General features: G+C 55.4%; 12 protein-coding genes and 4 pseudogenes. 15 read left to right on the forward strand and 1 reads right to left on the reverse strand.

All coding sequences use genetic code 11. From position 1 onward, the window contains the following. The first annotated feature begins 12 nt into the window (after nt 1–12). The 13 genes and pseudogenes from HLB35_RS02625 (at nt 13) to lpxC (ending at nt 14798) form a co-directional block, all read left to right on the forward strand. On the forward strand, nt 13–1524 hold the full coding sequence (locus tag HLB35_RS02625; RefSeq protein WP_171701380.1) for a UDP-N-acetylmuramoyl-L-alanyl-D-glutamate--2,6-diaminopimelate ligase: 1512 nt from the start codon (nt 13–15) through the stop codon (nt 1522–1524). Further along, a complete protein-coding gene (locus tag HLB35_RS02630; protein ID WP_171701381.1) occupies nt 1515–2876 on the forward strand; it encodes a UDP-N-acetylmuramoyl-tripeptide--D-alanyl-D-alanine ligase in 1362 nt (453 codons plus the stop codon). Before HLB35_RS02625 ends, HLB35_RS02630 begins: the two co-directional genes overlap by 10 nt. Nucleotides 2877–2890: 14 nt before the next feature. Continuing rightward, a pseudogene (mraY, locus tag HLB35_RS02635) lies at nt 2891–3972 on the forward strand (phospho-N-acetylmuramoyl-pentapeptide-transferase). A 9-nt stretch (nt 3973–3981) separates the two neighbouring features. Continuing rightward, the gene (murD, locus tag HLB35_RS02640) at nt 3982–5376 is read left to right on the forward strand and encodes a UDP-N-acetylmuramoyl-L-alanine--D-glutamate ligase (protein ID WP_171701382.1); all 1395 of its coding nucleotides are present in this window, start codon (nt 3982–3984) and stop codon (nt 5374–5376) included. Further along, entirely contained in the window at nt 5373–6554 is a 1182-nt protein-coding gene (ftsW, locus tag HLB35_RS02645) for a putative lipid II flippase FtsW (protein WP_235936947.1), read from the forward strand. The genes murD and ftsW overlap by 4 nt, the downstream gene beginning before the upstream one ends. A gap of 31 nt (nt 6555–6585) precedes the next feature. Next, nucleotides 6586–6968, forward strand: a pseudogene (locus HLB35_RS18120) (glycosyltransferase); the annotation flags it as partial. A gap of 33 nt (nt 6969–7001) precedes the next feature. Beyond that, nucleotides 7002–7691, forward strand: coding sequence for a glycosyltransferase (locus HLB35_RS18125; RefSeq protein WP_328730863.1), 690 nt, complete (start codon nt 7002–7004; stop codon nt 7689–7691). 49 nt (nt 7692–7740) lie between these two features. Next, nucleotides 7741–9151: pseudogene (gene murC / locus HLB35_RS02655) on the forward strand (UDP-N-acetylmuramate--L-alanine ligase). Between the two features lie 14 nt (nt 9152–9165). Continuing rightward, nucleotides 9166–10122, forward strand: a complete 957-nt coding sequence (locus HLB35_RS02660) for a D-alanine--D-alanine ligase (RefSeq protein WP_171701590.1) — start codon at nt 9166–9168, stop codon at nt 10120–10122. Next, the gene (locus tag HLB35_RS02665) at nt 10109–10822 is read left to right on the forward strand and encodes a cell division protein FtsQ/DivIB (protein WP_171701383.1); all 714 of its coding nucleotides are present in this window, start codon (nt 10109–10111) and stop codon (nt 10820–10822) included. Before HLB35_RS02660 ends, HLB35_RS02665 begins: the two co-directional genes overlap by 14 nt. A gap of 366 nt (nt 10823–11188) precedes the next feature. After that, nucleotides 11189–12475 (forward strand): cell division protein FtsA, encoded by a 1287-nt coding sequence (ftsA, locus tag HLB35_RS02670; protein ID WP_171701384.1) that lies wholly within the window; start codon nt 11189–11191, stop codon nt 12473–12475. 34 nt (nt 12476–12509) lie between these two features. Continuing rightward, nucleotides 12510–13682 (forward strand): cell division protein FtsZ, encoded by a 1173-nt coding sequence (gene ftsZ / locus HLB35_RS02675; RefSeq protein WP_171701385.1) that lies wholly within the window; start codon nt 12510–12512, stop codon nt 13680–13682. A gap of 204 nt (nt 13683–13886) precedes the next feature. Further along, nucleotides 13887–14798, forward strand: coding sequence for a UDP-3-O-acyl-N-acetylglucosamine deacetylase (lpxC, locus tag HLB35_RS02680; RefSeq protein WP_171701386.1), 912 nt, complete (start codon nt 13887–13889; stop codon nt 14796–14798). 74 nt (nt 14799–14872) lie between these two features. On the opposite strand, the gene HLB35_RS02685 is transcribed toward lpxC, so the two are convergent. Continuing rightward, complete coding sequence (locus HLB35_RS02685) at nt 14873–15331, reverse strand: DUF721 domain-containing protein (protein ID WP_171701387.1); 459 nt, start codon at nt 15329–15331, stop codon at nt 14873–14875. A 103-nt stretch (nt 15332–15434) separates the two neighbouring features. Here HLB35_RS02685 and HLB35_RS02690 point away from each other — a divergent pair, with 103 nt between their 5' ends. Next, a complete protein-coding gene (locus tag HLB35_RS02690) occupies nt 15435–15806 on the forward strand; it encodes a hypothetical protein (protein WP_171701388.1) in 372 nt (123 codons plus the stop codon). A gap of 59 nt (nt 15807–15865) precedes the next feature. Beyond that, nucleotides 15866–18612, forward strand: a pseudogene (secA, locus tag HLB35_RS02695) (preprotein translocase subunit SecA). Nucleotides 18613–18621 lie beyond the last annotated feature (9 nt).

An 18621-nucleotide genomic window follows, 5' to 3' on the forward strand; every position in this document is an offset into this window, starting at 1 on the left:
CAAGGAAATGCTATGACAATACCCTCTCGCGATCTCATACAGGCATTGCAGCAGGTCTGGCCCGGTTCACAACTGTCTGAAATGTTGCCCGATTTGCCTGATCATGTGCGCCTGACAACCGATTCGCGCAGGGTGCAGTCAGGCGATGTTTTTGTAGCCATACCCGGAAGCCAGCAGGATGGGCGTGATTTCATTGATGCTGCTCTTGCAGCAGGGGCTGCGCTGATACTGAGCCACACACGTCATAGTGAGGTCACCTGTGAAGGCGCGGTTTTGACCCTACCGCATCTTTCCCTGCGCTTAGGTGAACTGGGGCGTACCTTGTTTGATGTGCCTGAAGGACTCGATGTGATTGCGGTGACCGGCACCAACGGCAAAAGCTCGGTGACCCATTACATCGCCGAGCTGAGCGAGCGTTTGGGGACGCCGGCCGGTGTGATTGGAACCCTGGGGGTTGGGCGCAGTGGCGCGCTTGCAGAGAGTGGCCTGACAACCCCTGGCCCGCTGGCACTGCAGGCAACCCTGGGTAGCCTGGCTGCACAAGGGGCCAAGCGTGTGGCGCTGGAGGCATCTTCCCATGCGCTTGACCAGAATCGGCTTGATGCCGTTAATGTCAGGGTTGGGGTGTTTACCAACCTGAGCCGCGACCACCTGGACTACCACGGCAGCATGGCGGCCTATGCGGCGGCTAAGGCCAAGCTGTTCCGTCGGGCAGAGTTGTCGCTGGCGGTAGTGAATGGTGATGATCCGCTGGCCCGCCTGATGCTTTCCGGCTGCGCTGAAAAGGTGCGTGTCCTGGCCAGCGGCCAGGATGAGGCGGTGACCCTAAGAGTGTTGGAATGGCATCCTCATGCCGACGGCCAACAGGCGGTTATTGCCACACCGGATGAAGAGAAAGTGCTGGATCTTGCGCTGATGGGGCGCTTCAACCTGGATAACGTCTTACTGGCCATGGCAACGCTTTATGGTCTGGGGGAAACAATCGATGATCTGGTAGCCGCAGCCAAAACACTCAAGCCTGTGCCAGGTCGTATGGAGCTCTATAGTCAAGCGGGTGCCCCGAGCGTGGTTGTTGACTATGCACATACGTCCGACGCCCTGCATAATGCCCTGGCGGCATTGAATGCCCATCTGGGTAACAAGGCCAGACTGTGGTGCGTGTTCGGCTGCGGAGGAGACCGTGATGTTGGTAAGCGGTCTGAAATGGCCAAAGAAGCCGAGAAATATGCAGATATCGTTGTGGTGACAGATGATAACCCGCGCAAGGAAGCCCCTGAGACAATTCGTGCCATGATTATGGCAGGCTTCAGTGATGCCAGTATTGCTGACGAGAAGGTGGTGGAGATTGCTGATCGCCGTCAGGCCATTGCCTATGCGGTGGCTCAAGCAGCTAGTGACGACGTCATTCTGGTGGCCGGTAAAGGGCATGAAGCGTATCAGGAAATCAATGACATGCGGCATCCCTACCTGGACAGCGACGAGGTGCGTAAGGCACTGGCAAGGCGGAATGACGCATGCAATTGACGCTGGGAGAAATTGCCAAGGCAGTGGGAGGAGAATGCCCTCCAGGCGCTGCAGGGCAAAAGATAGCCTCGGTGGTCACCGATTCCCGCCATATTGTGCCAGGCTGCCTGTTCGTGGCACTCAAGGGCGAACGCTTTGACGGCCATGCCTACATAGACGAGGCGTTCAGACAGGGAGCTGGCGCGGCGCTGGTCTCAGCGCATGTGGACAGTCTTGAAAATCCTCAGCTGGTATGTGCAGACACCCGCCTGGCGCTGGGGCTGCTGGCACGCTACTGGCGTCAGCAGTGGTCATCTGGGCCACTGGTGGCGATAACCGGTAACAGTGGCAAGACAACCGTCAAGGAAGTGAGTGCAGCGCTGCTGAAGGCACTGGGGCCGGTACACGCGACACGTGGCAATCTTAACAACGATTTTGGAGCTCCCTTGACCTTGCTTGGGTTGAGTGAGCAACATCGTGCGGCGGTGGTGGAGCTGGGTGCCAACCATATTGGTGAAATTGCCTGGACGACCCTGCTGACCGAGCCTCAGGTGGCTGTCATCACTAATGTCACCGGTGCTCATGTGGGTGAATTTGGCGGTATGGGCATGATTGCCCAGGCGAAAGGCGAAATCCTCAATGGACTGCCCGCCGATGGTGTGGCGGTTCTGAACCACGATGACCATTACTTTCCATTTTGGCAGCAGTGTGCATTGCCGCGTCAAATTATCAGTTTTGGTTTTCATCCAGCGGCTGATGTCACCGCTACTTCAATGACCTGTGACCCTGAAGGGCGTTATGGTTTTGAACTTCGCTGGCAAGGCAAGGTCTTGGGTAGGGTCTCGCTGGCATTGATCGGCCGTCATAATGTGCTCAATGCGCTGGCATCGGCTGCTGTTGCGCTGAGTCTGGAGATTGCGCCAGACGATGTGGTCAAACGGTTAAGTAATTTGCAGTCGCTGCCGGGGCGCTTGAACCTGGTGGCAGGAGTAAGAGGAAGTCGTTTGCTGGACGACTCCTACAATGCTAATCCCGGAGCCGCCAAAGCAGCGCTGGATACGCTGATGAGTTTTTCCGGGCCGCGCTGGTGCGCGTTAGGCGCCATGGGGGAGTTAGGCACGGAATCTGCCGCGCTGCATGCTGAAGTGGGGGCTTATGCCGCCGCAGCCGGAGTAGATATGTTGGTAACGCTGGGGGATGCAGCGCAGGCTGCTAGTCAGGCATTCGGCAGTGGTAAACATTTCGATGACTATGCTGATTTACAGACATATCTCGTTGAACACCTGCCATCAGATGCCAATCTGTTGATCAAAGGCTCGCGTAGTGTGGGGATGGAGCGACTGGTCGCTGCCCTGCGCGTAGATAAAAAATAAGGTAACCGCCGCTCATGTTATTTCATTTGGCGAATTTTCTAAGTCAGTTCCAAAGCGCATTTCAGGTCTTTAACTATTTGACACTGCGGGTCATTCTCGCAGCGTTAACCGCACTCTTGCTGTGTCTATGGCTTGGACCCTGGGTCATTCGTCGTCTGGTGGAAGGGCAGATTGGCCAAGCTATTCGTGACGATGGCCCGCAATCACATCTTTCCAAGGCAGGAACGCCTACCATGGGCGGTGCTATGATCTTGATTGCCATGGCAGCCAGTACCCTTTTATGGGGCGACCTGACCAATTTGTATGTGTGGATTGTGTTGGGCGTTACGCTCGGTTTCGGCGCCGTTGGCTGGGTGGATGACTACCGTAAGGTGGTTGAAAAGAATCCACGGGGCCTGCCGGCACGCTGGAAATATTTCTGGCAATCGGTGGTCGGGCTTGGGGCGGCGGTCATTCTGTACTGGACAGCCAGCACGCCAGTTGAAACCAGTCTGCTGGTGCCAATGTTCAAGGATTTTGTGCTGCCGTTAGGCGTTTTTTACATCGTACTGACCTACTTTGTGATTGTCGGCAGCTCCAATGCGGTCAACCTGACCGATGGTCTGGACGGGCTGGCTATCATGCCGACAGTGTTGGTCGCGATGGGGTTGTCGATCTTTGCCTACGCAAGTGGTAACGCTGTCTTTGCTGACTATCTGCACATTCCCTTTATTGTCGGCACCGGTGAGCTGGCGGTTTTCTGTGCCACCATTGCCGGTGCGGGGCTAGGGTTTCTATGGTTCAACACCTATCCGGCCCAGGTGTTTATGGGCGATGTGGGGCGCTGGCGCTGGGGGCTGCCCTGGGGGTGGTCGCGGTTATCGTACGCCAGGAAATTGTCCTGTTCATCATGGGCGGCATTTTCGTGCTGGAAACCATCTCCGTCATTCTTCAGGTAGGCTCTTACAAGCTGACTGGTCGGCGCATCTTCCGTATGGCACCGCTGCATCATCATTATGAGCTGAAAGGCTGGCCTGAACCGCGGGTTATCGTGCGCTTCTGGATCATCACTGTCGTGCTGGTGCTGTTGGGGCTGGCCACCCTGAAGATCCGCTAGGAGACCCAGATGCTGCGTATTCCCCAAGGAACAACGCTGGTGGTAGGGCTAGGGGTGTCCGGTCAGGCGATTTGCCGCCATCTGGCCCGGTTGGGCAGGCCTTTCATGATTGCCGATACCCGCAGCAACCCACCCGGGCTTGAAGCCATAAAACAGCGTTATCCTGAGGTTGAAGTTTACTGTGGGCCGCTGACTGGGCTGGATCTTCAGGAAGCTGAGGAGGTGGTGCTTAGCCCAGGCGTTGACCCAGGAACGCCAGGCCTTGAAGGCTTGCAGGAGACGATTAATCCACACACGGGTGAGCCTCGCCTTGTGGGTGAAATCGCCCTGTTCAAACGCGCTGCCAAAGCGCCGATTGTGGCGATTACCGGTTCCAATGCCAAATCTACCGTCACCACTCTGGTGGGAGAAATGGCACAGGCCTCGGGTACCAAGGCGGCGGTAGGTGGCAATTTGGGAACGGCGGCTCTGGATTTATTGGCAGATTGCCCCCAGGCGGAGCTTTATATTCTGGAGCTTTCCAGCTTCCAGTTGGAAACCACACCCGCGCTTGGCGCATTATGCAGCGTGTTCCTTAACCTGAGTGAAGACCATCTTGATCGCCATGCTGGAATGAATGCTTATGGTGCTGCCAAGCGGCGCATTTTTATTGACGCATCCAGCGCTGTCGTCAACGGTGATGATCCGGCGACCTGGCCTGAAGCAGGGCATGCGCCGCCAAACATCAGCCGGTTTACCCGCGGCACCCCTGGGCAAGGCAATCAGTGGGGGCTGGGCAAGCAAGATGGTGAGGTACTGTTGATGCAGGGCCAGCAACCATGGATCAGGGCCAGTGAGCTGGGCATGAGCGGTGAGCACAACCTCCTCAATGCACTGGCAGCACTGGCCGTTGGTGAACACTGCGGTTTCAAGCGCGATGCCATGCTGCAGGTGCTGCGTGATTTCAAAGGTTTGCGTCATCGTAGCCAGCACGTGGCAAAGGTCAATGGCGCGGCCTGGATTAATGATTCTAAAGGTACCAATGTAGGAGCCACTCTGGCCGCCATCCAAGGTATCGGCCCGCAGCTTAACGGCAAGCTGATTTTGCTGGCAGGCGGAGTCGGCAAGGGCGCGGATTTTTCGCCCTTGGCTGCCCCCTTGGCCGCTTACGCCCGTCAGGTGCTGCTGTTTGGAAGAGATGCCGAGCAGCTTGAAAAAGCTTTGGGTGAGCATATCGAAACCCGCCGTATGGATGATTTGCCAAGCGCCATGCAAGCTGCCTATGAGCTTGTCCAGCCGGGTGACTGTGTGCTGCTGTCTCCGGCCTGTGCAAGCCTTGATCAATTTGTTGATTATCAGCAGCGTGGCGATGTGTTTTGTCAATGGATTGAAAACAGGCAGCGCCTGGCCGGAGGGCCTTCATGAAGACAATGTTCAAGCAGCTGCATGCCAAGGTCACCACCCGTCATCTTAGCTGCGATATCTGGCTGGTCATGACGGCAGCGGCCCTGGCGGCCATCGGCTGGGTAATGGTCAGCTCAGCCTCGATTGGCCTGCTTGAGAACAGCTACCACTATGCCCGTCAACACGGTTTGTACCTGGCAATATCGCTAATGGCCACTGTGCTGGTGGTCAGCCTGCCAACAGAGGCCTGGCGCCAGAATGCTGGCTTGTTGATGTTGATCACCATCGTGATGTTGCTGCTGGTGCTGTTTATTGGTCAGGAAGTGAACGGCAGTACCCGCTGGATTGCTCTTCCAGGGCCGCTACCTAGTATCCAAGTGTCCGAGTTTGGCAAGGTGGGGTTGATCGTTTATATGGCAGCGTTCATGAGCCGATTTGCGCTTGAGTTACGCCAGCATCACTTGAGTATCATGCGCCCGTTAATGATTCTGGCAGTTCCAGGCGTGTTGCTGCTCAAGGCGCCGGATTTCGGAGGGCTAGTGGTTTATACCGTCTGTGTGATCGGGATGCTGGTCATGGCGGGAGCGTCTCTCGTGATTATTTTCGGCATTACTATTCTGTTGGGCGCCGCCTTTGCACTTTTGGTGGTTATGGAGCCTTATCGCCTGGCGCGCTGGACGAGCTTTCTTGACCCCTGGGCTGATCAGTTTGCCACCGGTTATCAGTTGACTCAGGCGTTGATTGCCTTTGGGCGTGGTCAGGTGACCGGCACCGGGCTGGGGAACAGCGTGCAAAAGCTCCACTATCTGCCTGAGGCGCATACCGATTTTATCTTCGCTGTACTAGCGGAAGAGATGGGCATGTTGGGAGCGATCAGCCTGATCATTCTGTTCACCCTGTTTGTTTTGCGCGCTTTGCTGATTGCCCGGCGCGCAGAGCTTGCCGGACATCTGTTCGGCGCTTATGTGGCTTACGGCATTGCTTTCGTGATTGCTGCCCAGGCTTTTATCAATATGGCCGTCAGCTCCGGCCTGCTGCCGACCAAGGGCTTGACCCTGCCCTTGATCAGTTATGGTGGGTCAAGCCTTCTGGTAACGGGCGTGATGATCGGGCTTTTATTACGTATCGATGTGGAAACACGCCAGCGCCCGAAGCGTGCTCCCATCGCCAGGCCGATGCGTCGCCAGCCACGGCTTTGATGACGCTTTCAACGATAATGCCCCAACGATGATGGAGACTGATGATGATGGCAGGACAGCGCGTATTGATTATGGCAGGGGAACGGGCGGGCATGTCATTCCCGCGCTGTCGCTTGCCAAGGCGCTGCGCCAGCAGGGTGTGGAAGTGGAGTGGCTGGGAAGCCCGCGAGGCATTGAAAACCAGCTGGTCCCAGCCGCGGGAATTACACTGCATCAGCTGAAAATCAGTGGCCTGCGTGGCAATGGTCTGGCGGGCTGGTTTAAGGCACCGGTGAACATCTATCGAGCAGTGGGTGAGGCGCGGCGCATTATTCGCCACTTCAACCCGGATGTGGTGGTTGGTCTGGGAGGTTTTGCCAGCGGGCCGGGGGCATCGCCGCCTGGCTGACCCGCACTCCTCTGGTCATCCACGAACAGAATGCAGTAGCAGGGCTTACCAATCGGGTCTTGAGCTATCTGGCTAAAAAAACCTACGCAGCCTTCCCTCAGGCGTTCGGGTCGCGGGCAGAAGTGATCGGCAATCCGGTACGCGATGAGATTGGCGTACTCGGCGAGCATCCCCGTCAGGCGGAGGACATGCGCGGCCGGCCTCTGCGCCTTCTGGTCGTGGGTGGCTCCCTGGGGGCTGTCGCGCTAAATGAACGTCTGCCCCCGGCGCTGGCTGAACTTGAAGCAGTCATTCGCCCTGAGGTCTGGCATCAGGCGGGTAAGAATCGTGAAGAGGCTGTCCGTGAGCGCTATGCCGAATACGCCGTGGAAGCCCGGGTAAGTGCCTTTATCGATGATATGGCGGCGGCCTACCAATGGGCCGACCTAGTGGTCTGCCGCTCGGGCGCTTTGACCGTTGCCGAGTTGGCCGCCGCCGCTAAACCAGCCTTGTTTGTGCCTTTTCCCCATGCGGTCGATGATCATCAGACGGTCAACGCCCAGGCGCTGGTCAGCGAATCAGCAGCGGTCTGCGTGATACAGTCTGAATTGACCCAGGAACGTTTGCTGAGTGAACTTAAACAACTGTTATCCCCTGATGTGCTGGCAGCCAAAGCGGCCAATGCACGTCGGGCGGCTTATCTGGATGCGACAGAGCGGCTGATGCAAGGCTGTTTAATGCTTGCTGACAAGGAGCATATGCGTGACTGAAGAGAAACTATCGGAAGCTTCCCCGTCAGGCCGTATCAGTGGCCCTGGCATGCGACGTATCCGGCGAATCCATTTCGTCGGAATTGGCGGTGCAGGGATGTGTGGCATTGCCGAGGTGCTGGCCAATCAGGGCTATCAGGTCAGCGGTAGCGATCTGAAAGTCTCCCCGTTGTGGAGCGTCTGCGTGACTGCGGAGTAACGGTGGCGATTGGCCATGCGCAGGATAACGTGGTGGGGGCTGACGTTGTGGTGGTATCAAGCGCCATTGATGCCACCAACCCGGAAATCCACTGGGCCTACGAGCACCGCGTACCCGTCGTCAGGCGGGCAGAAATGCTGGCAGAGCTGATGCGTTTTCGCCATGGTATTGCTGTAGCAGGTACCCACGGCAAAACCACTACCACCAGTATAACCGCGACCCTGCTGGCTGAAGGTGGGCTTGACCCGACCTTTGTGATTGGCGGCAAGTTAACTAGCGCAGGCACCAATGCCCGGTTGGGCGAGGTGATTATCTGGTGGCAGAAGCCGATGAGTCGGATGCTTCATTTCTGCATCTGCAGCCTTTGGTATCGATTGTCACCAATATTGATGCTGACCATATGGCGACCTATGGAGGTGATTTCGAGCGCCTGAAAACGACCTTTATCGAATTTCTGCACAACCTGCCGTTTTATGGCCTGGCGGTGTTGTGTCTGGATGATAGTCATGTGCGTGAGCTGTGTGATCAGGTTAAACGCCAGTTTGTTACCTATGGGTTTGCTGCTGACGCTGACTATCGCATCACTGATTTTACCCAGCATCAGGGTGACGTCACCTTTACGGCGTTACGCCCCGGTAATGCTTCTCCCCTGAAGGTACGCCTGGCCATGCCGGGTAAGCACAACGCCTTGAATGCCATGGCGGCCATCGTGGTTGCCACCGATGCTGGCGTGAGTGATGCAGCGATTTTACGTGGGCTGGAAAATTTTGCCGGGGTCGGGCGGCGCTTTCAGGTGCACGGTCATTTTGCTCTACCCGGACAGGGCGGCGACGTCATGCTGGTGGATGACTATGGTCACCATCCCCGTGAAGTTGATATGGTCATTCAGGCCGTCAGGGCCGGTTGGCCTGACCGACGTCTGGTGATGCTCTACCAGCCCCACCGCTACACGCGTACGCGGGATCTCTATGAAGACTTTGTACGCGTTCTGTCGAAGGTCGATACCCTGGTGCTGCTGGATGTCTATAGTGCAGGAGAAAACGTTATTTCCGGCGCTGAAGGGCGTTCACTGGCGGGGTCAATTCGTCAGCGCGGTGAAGTTGATCCGCTCTTTGTCGAAAGCAAGCAGGAGCTGCCGGGTATCCTGCAGAATGTATTACGCCCGGGTGATATTCTGATAACCCAGGGAGCGGGGGACATAGGCGGTATTGCCCAGTCGCTTGCTCAGGCACAGTTAATGCTTGATGAGGTGTCATTTTGAGCAGTCGTTCAGCTATGCAAAAAGCCAGTGCGTCAGCAGCAGATGCACAGGGAAACCGTGTTGTTGTTGTCTATGGTGGCACATCCGCAGAGCGGGATGTCTCGCTGAAAAGCGGCCAGGCGGTTCTTGCAGCACTGCTGCGTCAGGGAATTGACGCCGTGGGCTACGACCCTTATGAAGCTGGGCTGACAGGCCTTGAGCAACTGGCTCCTGAGCAGGTATTCATCGCCCTGCATGGGCGCGGTGGAGAAGATGGCTGCTTGCAGGGAGCGCTTGAGCTGCTGGGTATCCGTTATACCGGCAGCGGCGTCCTGGCGTCTGCACTTGGAATGGACAAGCAGCGCACCAAGCAGGTCTGGCAGGCTCTGGGGTTGCCCACTCCGGAAAGCGTTATTCTCAGTGGATCAAGTGACTGGCAGAGTGTCGTCGAACAGCTAGGGTTGCCGCTGATCGTCAAGCCTGTACATGAAGGTTCTACCCTGGGGATTACCATCGTAAATTCCCGCGATGAGCTGGTATCTGCCTACCATGAAGCGGCACGTTTTGATGCCCAGGTCATGGCTGAGCGGTTTGTTGTCGGTGATGAATATACGGTGGCGCTGTTAGGTGAACAGGTATTGCCAGCCATTCTCGTTGAGGTGCCTGGGGGCTTCTATGATTACGAGGCCAAGTACCTCTCCAATACTACACAGTACCATCTGCCCTGTGGTCTTTCAGGCGAAGACGAACAAGCCTTGGCTGAGCTTTGCCAACAGGCGTTTGCCGCTATTGGCGGCAGCGGTTGGGGGCGCGTTGACGTGATGCGCGATGCTGATGGCCAGTTCTGGCTGCTGGAAGTCAACACCGTCCCCGGCATGACCGATCATAGCCTGGTTCCTCAGGCAGCTGCCCATGCAGGTATCGGGTTTGATCAGCTGGTAGTGGAAATTCTCGCCACGGCTGGTTGGCAGGGTGACCATGAAGCGGCGTAGCAGTTGGCTCGGCCTGGCTTTATTGGTGCTGCTACTGGTTGCGGGCGGGCGAGCGCTATGGCTATGGCTTGATCGGCCAATTGAGCGCGTCTCCATCCGCGGCGACTGGGATTATGTCAACGCTGATTACCTGCGCACCCAGCTGTCCCCTTTAGTGAGTAACACGACCTGGCTGTCTGCGGACCTTGGCAAATTGCGCGATGATGCACTGGATATTGGCTGGCTGCATGAAGTTCGACTCTCCAGAGAGTGGCCTGATACCCTGGTGTTTGAACTGGTCGAACAGCGTCCTGTGGCTCGTTGGAATGATCGCTATTTGCTCAATGATCAGGGTGTTCCCTTTGTTTTTGCGCCTATGGCGGCGCCAGATGGGTTGCCTGACCTGAGTGGCCCAGAAGGCAGTAGTCAGGAGGTGCTGAGTTATTACCATAACCTCCTGCCGGAATTTGCCTCACTGGCGCTTTCGCTGAATCAGTTAAGGCTGGAACCGCGTGGCGCCTGGCGCCTGCAGTTTGATAATGATATGTGGGTAATGTTGGGGCGTCAGCAGCATGAGCTCCGTCTTGCCCGGCTGATGTCGTCGTGGCAGCGCGAATTAAAGCGCTTTAAGGGAGATATCCGTTATATTGATCTGCGTTACCCCAATGGCGTGGCTGTCTCCTGGCATGGTGATGAAGATTACGAGCGATTGGCGCAGTAAGGTTACTCAGCGATTAGTGTCGAGCCGATGGATGAGCATTCACTATATGGGGATTAGCAATAAAGCGATTGGGGCTTTAAATTATTTGTCCAGAGACATATCGTAAAAAAGCGTCAAACATACAAAAAAATCACTTCTTTACTTTAGTTTTCTTGTATTGATCCATTGATCTTATAGTATAGATGGTTAGAGAATAGTGCTATGGTCGTTGGATGTTGACCGTGGCAGCTTTTGTTTTTTTATCAATGCGATCCAGCAGCAACTAGTGATAGCGTTTCTGTCACACATTATTTTTAAGCATTTTTTAGACAGGCACTGTTAGCTTAATTTTTCCATCTAGCCACTACTAAGGAGATTCCCCGACTCATGGCAGATACACCTAACGCAACAGATATGGTGGTCGGGTTGGACATTGGTACGTCCAAAGTGGTGGCTATTGTTGGTCAGCCTACCGATGATGGCAGTATTGAAATCGTAGGTATTGGGGCTCACCCATCACGTGGTATGAAGCGCGGTGTGGTGATTAACATCGAGTCTACGGTGCAATCCATTCAGCGCGCAGTGGAAGAAGCCGAGTTAATGGCCGGCTGTGAAATTCATTCTGTTTATGTCGGGGTTGCAGGAAGCCATATAAGCTCAATGAACTCAGATGGTGTGGTCGCCATCAAGGAGCGCGAAGTTACCTCTTCCGATATTGATCGGGTGATTGACTCAGCGCGTGCCCGGGCCGTATCGGAAGGTCAGCGGGTGCTGCATGTTCTGCCACAGGAATTTGCCATTGATAATCAGGGCGGTATTCGTGAACCATTGGGCATGTCCGGTGTCAGGTTGGAGGCGCAGGTTCATCTGGTCACAGCCGCCCTCAATGCGGTTCAGAATATCGAGAAATGCGTGCGACGCTGTGGCCTTGAAGTGGATGCCATCATCCTTGAACAGCTTGCCTCAAGCATGTCAGTGTTGACAGAAGACGAACGAGAGCTGGGTGTGTGTATGGTGGATATCGGTGGTGGTACCACTGACATGGCCATTTTTACTGAAGGCGCCATCCGCCATACGGCGGTCATACCCATTGCCGGGGATCAGGTGACTAACGATATTGCCATGGCGTTGCGTACACCGACCCAGCATGCAGAAGAAATCAAGGTCAAGTATGCCTGCGCGCTCACGCAGTTGGCGTCCTGCGATGAAATGATCAAGGTGCCGAGTGTGGGCGACCGGCCAGCGCGTGATCTGTCTCGTCAATCCTTGGCTGAAGTTGTCGAGCCGCGTTACGAAGAGCTGTTTACACTGGTGCGTGACGAGCTGCGTCGCAGTGGTTACGAGGATATGGTAGCCGCAGGAATTGTGCTGACAGGTGGCACTTCACGAATGGAAGGGGTAAGCGAGCTTGCCGAAGAAATTTTTCATATGCCGGTGAGAATTGCTTCCCCGCAAAACGTTAAAGGTTTATCTGACGTAGTGCGTAACCCGATTTATGCAACAGGAGTCGGTTTACTGCACTATGCTTTGCAAGAAGCGCGTCATGGCCAACGCCATGGCGGCGCAAGCGGTGGCATACCGACAGCACGGCGCCAGAGTAGCTCGCGGCACGAACTGACAATCGATGTATCACCGCTGGCAAAAATCAAGGGCTGGTTCAAAGGAAATTTCTGACAGGACCGTATATACGGTTCAGGAGACGGGGCTTATGTTCGAATTGGTAGATAGCGCACCCTCGAGCAGTGCGGTCATAAAAGTTGTTGGTGTTGGTGGTGGCGGCGGCAATGCGGTTAACCACATGGTGGAAAGCAGCATTGAAGGCGTAGAATTCATTTGTGCCAACACGGATGCCCAAGCGTTGAAACGCGTCTCCGCTAAAACAGTCCTGCAGTTGGGCAGTGAGATCACCAAGGGGCTGGGTGCTGGTGCCAATCCTGACGTAGGTCGTCAGGCAGCTATGGAAGACCGTGACCGCATCGCTGAGCTGCTTGATGGGGCCGATATGGTCTTTATTACCGCCGGGATGGGCGGTGGAACCGGGACGGGTGGAGCGCCTGTGGTGGCTCAGGTGGCCAAGGAACTGGGAATTCTTACCGTTGCTGTGGTTACTCGTCCGTTCCCGTTTGAAGGCCCCAAGCGAATGCGTGCTGCGGAAGAGGGCATGAAAGAACTTTCCGAGCACGTTGACTCACTGATCACCATTCCCAATGAAAAGCTGCTGTCGGTGCTGGGCAAGAATGCCACCTTGCTAACGGCCTTCAGTGCTGCCAACGATGTTCTGCTAGGCGCCGTTCAAGGGATTGCCGAACTGATTACTAGCCCGGGTATTATCAACGTCGACTTTGCAGACGTACGCACCGTCATGTCTGAAATGGGTATGGCAATGATGGGCACCGGTGGGGCAACCGGCGAAAACCGCGCCAGGGAAGCCGCTGAGAAAGCTATTCGCAGCCCGCTGCTGGAAGATATCGACCTGCACGGTGCTCGCGGTATCCTGGTTAATATTACCGCAGGTCCTGACCTTTCCATCGGTGAGTTCAATGATGTGGGCGCGACTGTTCAGGAGTTTGCTTCTCAGGAAGCCACTATTGTTGTAGGCACGTCGATTGATATGGAAATGACCGACGAGTTGCGGGTGACGGTTGTTGCTGCTGGTCTGGATAACAGTAAAGCCAAGGCGCCGCCCGCGCGGGAAGCCGTTCGGCGCACGGCCGCAGATGCGGCAGATTATCGCAAGCTTCAGCAGCCGACTGTGATGCGTCAACAGCAGGCAGCGCGGGCTGAAGCGCCAGAGCAAAGGCCGCGTGCTGAAAAGCGCCGTGCGCCTGAGGCTGATGACTATCTGGATATCCCCGCTTTCCTGCGCCGTCAGGCCGATTAAGCTTTAACATTAGTGTCACGGAGGCAGCAAACGTCGTTTTCAATTAGTTAAAACGTACGTTTGCTGCTAAAATGAACGCTGTTCGATTACTGTTGCCTAAGCTATATTCCTCGTCATCTGGTCTTCATGATCAACCTTTCATACCGCAGCAGTCCTTCATCAATCATCTGTCTTTCATAAATAATTAGAGTATGACCACTGCCCATGATCAAACAACGCACCCTGCAAAACGTTATTCGTGCCACTGGAGTTGGTCTGCACTCCGGTAAAAAAGTCAACATGGCGTTGCGTCCTGCCCCCGTTAACACGGGAATTATCTTTGTCAGAACGGATCTTGATCCTGTTGTTGAGGTTCCTGCACGTGCTGATCTTGTGGAAGACACCATGCTGTGTACGGCGCTATCCTTCAAAGGCGTCAAGGTAGCGACCGTTGAGCACCTGATGTCTGCCCTGGCAGGCCTGGGTATCGATAATGCATACATTGATGTCAGTGCGCCCGAAGTGCCGATCATGGATGGCAGTGCCAGCCCCTTTGTATTTCTTATTCAGTCTGCAGGCATCATGGAGCAGCCAGCTGCCAAAAAATTCATGCGCATCAAGCGCCCAGTATCTGTGGTTGAAGGTGACAAAGAAGCTCACTTCCTGCCTCACCAGGGCTTTAAGGTGTCGTTTTCCATCGATTTTGATCATCCCGTCTTTGATCAGCAGAATCAGACAACACGGATTGATTTCTCTACCACGTCTTTTGTCAAAGAGGTGTCCCGAGCGCGTACTTTCGGCTTCATGCGTGATATTGAATTCCTGCGTTCCAACAATCTGGCGCTGGGTGGAAGTCTTGAAAACGCCATTGTTGTTGATGACTACCGCATTGTTAACGAGGGCGGTCTGCGCTACGACGATGAGTTCGTCAAACACAAGGTACTGGATGCCATCGGCGACCTTTACCAGTTGGGCTATAGCCTGATTGGTGAGTTTCGTGGGGTTAAATCGGGCCATGCGCTGAATAATCAGCTATGTCGTGAATTGCTGGCCCAGCCCGATGCCTACGAAATCATCACTTTTGAAGAAGCATCGTCAGTGGCGCCAATTTCCTATTCGGCCCCAGCGATGGCGTAGCAAGTAGTATGCGGGTGAGTTGATGTAAGAGATTGTGGCTGATTATTTTCTGAAGCACCGCTAATGCGGTGCTTTTAGCGTTTTCTGGCATGCGATGCCAGCCTGCTCAAGGCACCTTTCAACGCAGGGTCGCTGGTTTCCTCTGCGCAGGCTGTCAAGGTTTCGGCGGCATTTATTGAAAGCTCGCGGGTATTGCGTTCCGGTACCTTGACAGGATGAACCGGCCTTACCTTGAAGGTCAAGGCGGTGACGCCTTCAAACCCTGGTAGCTGGTGTAGAAGCGTTAACAGACGCTGTTGTTCAAAGCGCAACCAGGTTACCCAACTGGCTTGGCTGCTGATGATGGTCAATTTTCCCTGGCGAAATCCGCCCACGAAAACATGAGCGCGCATCTCTTCTGGCAGATGAGCCCTTAGGTGGCGCTGTGCCTGATCAATCAGGCGAGACTGACGAATCAGCAGGCTGGCACCGCTGCGCTGTTCGAGGAGTTTCCCGATGGGCTGTGCTCGCGAACGCTTAACCTTTATACTCATGCGCTTAGCTCTTCGGCGAACCCTCAAGTGGGCGTTTGGGGAGAAAGGATGATGTTTGCCGCTTAAAAATAAAGCCTAACACGCTCAGGAGTGTAGCCACAGTATGTCTTTGCCATCTTCATCGCGACCTTTGCCCGTGCGCCGTTTACGTCGTTATGGGGTTACGCGATGGTGGTGGGCAGGTCTCTTGGTGGGTTGCCTGTTGCCTGCCACTTTGTCTTCAGTCGACGTCATGCGCAATAGTGAGCGCAGCGCCTGTGTGGTGTTTTTTGTGCCTGCCGTGCTGAGAGCCCAGTCGCGCCATATTGCCTGGGTGCGGCGGGTTTACCAGCGTTGGTTGGGAAGTTCGCCACCTAGCGGGGATATTCAACAGGCGCGTGTAAAGAGGCCAGGTGCAGTCATTGTGTGGCTGGTGGCGGCTCAAGATGTTTTTACCCGTCGTGGCCCACCGTCCGGTTGGCGTCGGAAAACATGACCCTGGTAACCTCATTTTTATTAGGCTCCTTGAGCTAAGCTACGTCAATTGGACTGTTCATGATTAATAATTTATTGCGCAAGGTGGTTGGTTCGAAGAACGACCGTGAAGTTAAACGAATGCATAAAAGCGTTAAGCATATCAATGCCTTCGAAGCCGAGCTTGAAGGGTTGAATGATGCGCAACTGCAGGAAAAAACGCCCCAGCTACGCCAGCGCCTGAATGACGGCGAACCGCTGGATAGTTTACTACCCACCGCATTTGCCGTGGTTCGTGAAGCCAGTAAGCGCGTCATGGGAATGCGCCATTTTGATGTGCAGATGGTGGGCGGCATGACGCTGCACCGTGGGCGCATCGCGGAAATGAAGACCGGCGAAGGTAAAACCCTGGTGGCTACCCTGGCAGTGTATCTCAATGCCTTGCCTGCCAAGGGCGTTCACGTCGTCACTGTGAATGATTACCTGGCCCGCCGCGATGCCGAGTGGATGCGGCCCTTGTATGAATTTTTAGGGCTTTCTGTCGGGGTGATCTTTGCTGGCCAGACCAGCACCGAAAAGCGCTATGCCTATCAGTGCGATATTACCTATGGCACCAACAACGAATTTGGCTTTGACTACTTGCGCGACAATATGGCCTTTTCACTGGATGACAAGGTTCAACGTGGTTTGCATTACGCGATTGTCGATGAAGTTGACTCCATCCTGATTGACGAAGCGCGCACACCGCTGATTATTTCCGGTGCCGTGGATGAAAACACCGACCTGTATGGCGTTGTCAACCGCCTCGCTCAGCATTTGGAAGCTGGTGAGGAGATGGAAGACGAAGAGGCGACGGTAACAGGTGATTTTCTTCTGGATGAAAAACAGAAGCAGGTTGAGCTGACCGAGCAGGGGCATAACAAGGTTGAGGAGCTGATGCGCTCGGAAGGGCTGCTTGGGGAAGATGAATCCCTGTATGCGGCCCAGAACCTTAACCTGCTACAACATATGCATTCTGCACTGCGGGCAAGGCATCTTTATCACCGTGATGTGGATTATATCGTCAACGAAGGGCAGGTGGTTATCGTTGATGAACACACGGGCCGCTCCATGCCCGGGCGCCGTTGGTCCGAGGGCTTACACCAGGCCGTTGAGGCCAAGGAAGGCGTCACTGTCCAGCGTGAAAGCCAGACGCTGGCATCCACCACCTTCCAGAACTATTTCCGCCTGTATGAAAAACTGGCAGGGATGACGGGTACGGCCGATACCGAAGCCTTTGAGTTCCGTCAGATTTACGGTCTGGACGTGATCGTGATCCCGACTAACCGCCCGCTGGTACGTAAAGATCTCAACGATCTGGTGTTCTTGAGCGCCGAAGAAAAGTTTGAAGCCATCATCAAGGACGTCAAGGCAGAAACCGAAGCCGGCCGTCCTGTGCTGGTGGGTACCGCTTCGATTGAAACATCGGAATACCTTGCAGGCCTGATGCGTGAAGCAAAGCTTGACTTCAACGTGCTTAACGCCAAACAGCACCAGAGTGAAGCCGAGATTATCTCCCAGGCGGGCCGCCCGGGGGCAATTACAATTGCCACCAATATGGCCGGACGCGGCACCGACATCATGCTGGGCGGTAACTGGGAAGCCGAAGCCGCCAGGCTTGAAAACCCCTCTGAGGCTGAGATAGTAGCGCTAAAGGCTGAATGGCAGAAGCGCCACGATGCCGTGCTGGATGCCGGTGGCTTGCACGTTGTCGGTTCTGAGCGCCACGAGTCGCGGCGTATCGATAACCAGCTGCGCGGCCGCGCAGGGCGTCAGGGTGACCCTGGTTCAACGCGCTTTTTCCTGTCGCTGGAAGACAGCCTGATGCGCCTGTTCGGCTCTGATCGGGTCAAGCGCCTGATGCAGGCATTGGGTCTTGAGCGCGGCGAGGCCATTGAGCATAAAATGGTTTCCAACGCCGTCGAACGGGCGCAGAAAAAGGTCGAAGGGCGCAACTTTGATATTCGCAAGCAGCTGCTTGAGTATGACGATGTAGCCAATGACCAGCGTCGCGTTATCTACGAGCAGCGCAACGAGATTCTCGCTGCTGACGAAGTGGCCGAGGCGGTCGCCGGCATTCGTGAAGAGGTGATGGACGAGGCGGTCAGCCAGTTCGTGCCGCCTCAGAGTCTGGCGGAACAGTGGGATCTGCCGAGTCTTGAGGTGCACCTTAAGACCGAATTCAACCTTGACGCACCCGTCGTGACGTGGGCCAAGGAAGACCAACGCTTCAGTGAAGAAAAGCTCCGCGAGCGTCTGCAGACCATGCATCAGGAAGCCTACGCTGCCAAGGTGGAAGCCGCAGGTGAAAGTCTGATCCGGCGCTTTGAAAAGCAGGTCATGTTGCAAGTGCTGGATACTCGTTGGAAAGAACACCTGCAGTCCATGGATCATCTGCGTCGCGGTATCCACCTGCGCGGCTATGCGCAAAAGAACCCCAAGCAGGAATACAAGCGTGAATCCTTCGAGCTGTTCCAAAATCTACTGACCAATATCAAGGCGGATGTCACCCGTATCCTCAGTCATGTGCAGGTGCGCCAGCCAGAAGAAGTCGATGCACTAGAGCAGCAGCGGCGTGATGTGCTGGCCCGTGAACAGGCCTCAGCCGCCAGCCGTCACGATGAGCCCACAGAGGCTCAGGCGCCAGAGGCCGAAGAAAATGCAGCACCTGTGCCGCCAGGTGCTGATGGCCGCCCGGTACGCCGTGAAGGTCCCAAGGTCGGGCGTAATGACCCCTGCCCATGTGGGTCTGGAAAAAATACAAGCAGTGCTGCGGAAAACTCGATTAGTCAGCGTTG

It is taken from the genome of Vreelandella azerica (assembly GCF_013112225.1).
Lineage (GTDB): Bacteria > Pseudomonadota > Gammaproteobacteria > Pseudomonadales > Halomonadaceae > Vreelandella > Vreelandella azerica.

What these genes read in the sequence shown, in the direction of transcription:
- HLB35_RS02625 (WP_171701380.1), top strand. Translation starts at nt 13, where the DNA reads ATGACAATACCCTCTCGCGATCTCATACAGGCATTGCAGCAGGTCTGG.
- HLB35_RS02630 (WP_171701381.1), top strand. Translation starts at nt 1,515, where the DNA reads ATGCAATTGACGCTGGGAGAAATTGCCAAGGCAGTGGGAGGAGAATGC.
- murD (WP_171701382.1), top strand. Translation starts at nt 3,982, where the DNA reads ATGCTGCGTATTCCCCAAGGAACAACGCTGGTGGTAGGGCTAGGGGTG.
- ftsW (WP_235936947.1), top strand. Translation starts at nt 5,373, where the DNA reads ATGAAGACAATGTTCAAGCAGCTGCATGCCAAGGTCACCACCCGTCAT.
- HLB35_RS02660 (WP_171701590.1), top strand. Translation starts at nt 9,166, where the DNA reads ATGCAAAAAGCCAGTGCGTCAGCAGCAGATGCACAGGGAAACCGTGTT.
- HLB35_RS02665 (WP_171701383.1), top strand. Translation starts at nt 10,109, where the DNA reads ATGAAGCGGCGTAGCAGTTGGCTCGGCCTGGCTTTATTGGTGCTGCTA.
- ftsA (WP_171701384.1), top strand. Translation starts at nt 11,189, where the DNA reads ATGGCAGATACACCTAACGCAACAGATATGGTGGTCGGGTTGGACATT.
- ftsZ (WP_171701385.1), top strand. Translation starts at nt 12,510, where the DNA reads ATGTTCGAATTGGTAGATAGCGCACCCTCGAGCAGTGCGGTCATAAAA.
- lpxC (WP_171701386.1), top strand. Translation starts at nt 13,887, where the DNA reads ATGATCAAACAACGCACCCTGCAAAACGTTATTCGTGCCACTGGAGTT.
- HLB35_RS02685 (WP_171701387.1), bottom strand. Translation starts at nt 15,331, where the DNA reads ATGAGTATAAAGGTTAAGCGTTCGCGAGCACAGCCCATCGGGAAACTC.
- HLB35_RS02690 (WP_171701388.1), top strand. Translation starts at nt 15,435, where the DNA reads ATGTCTTTGCCATCTTCATCGCGACCTTTGCCCGTGCGCCGTTTACGT.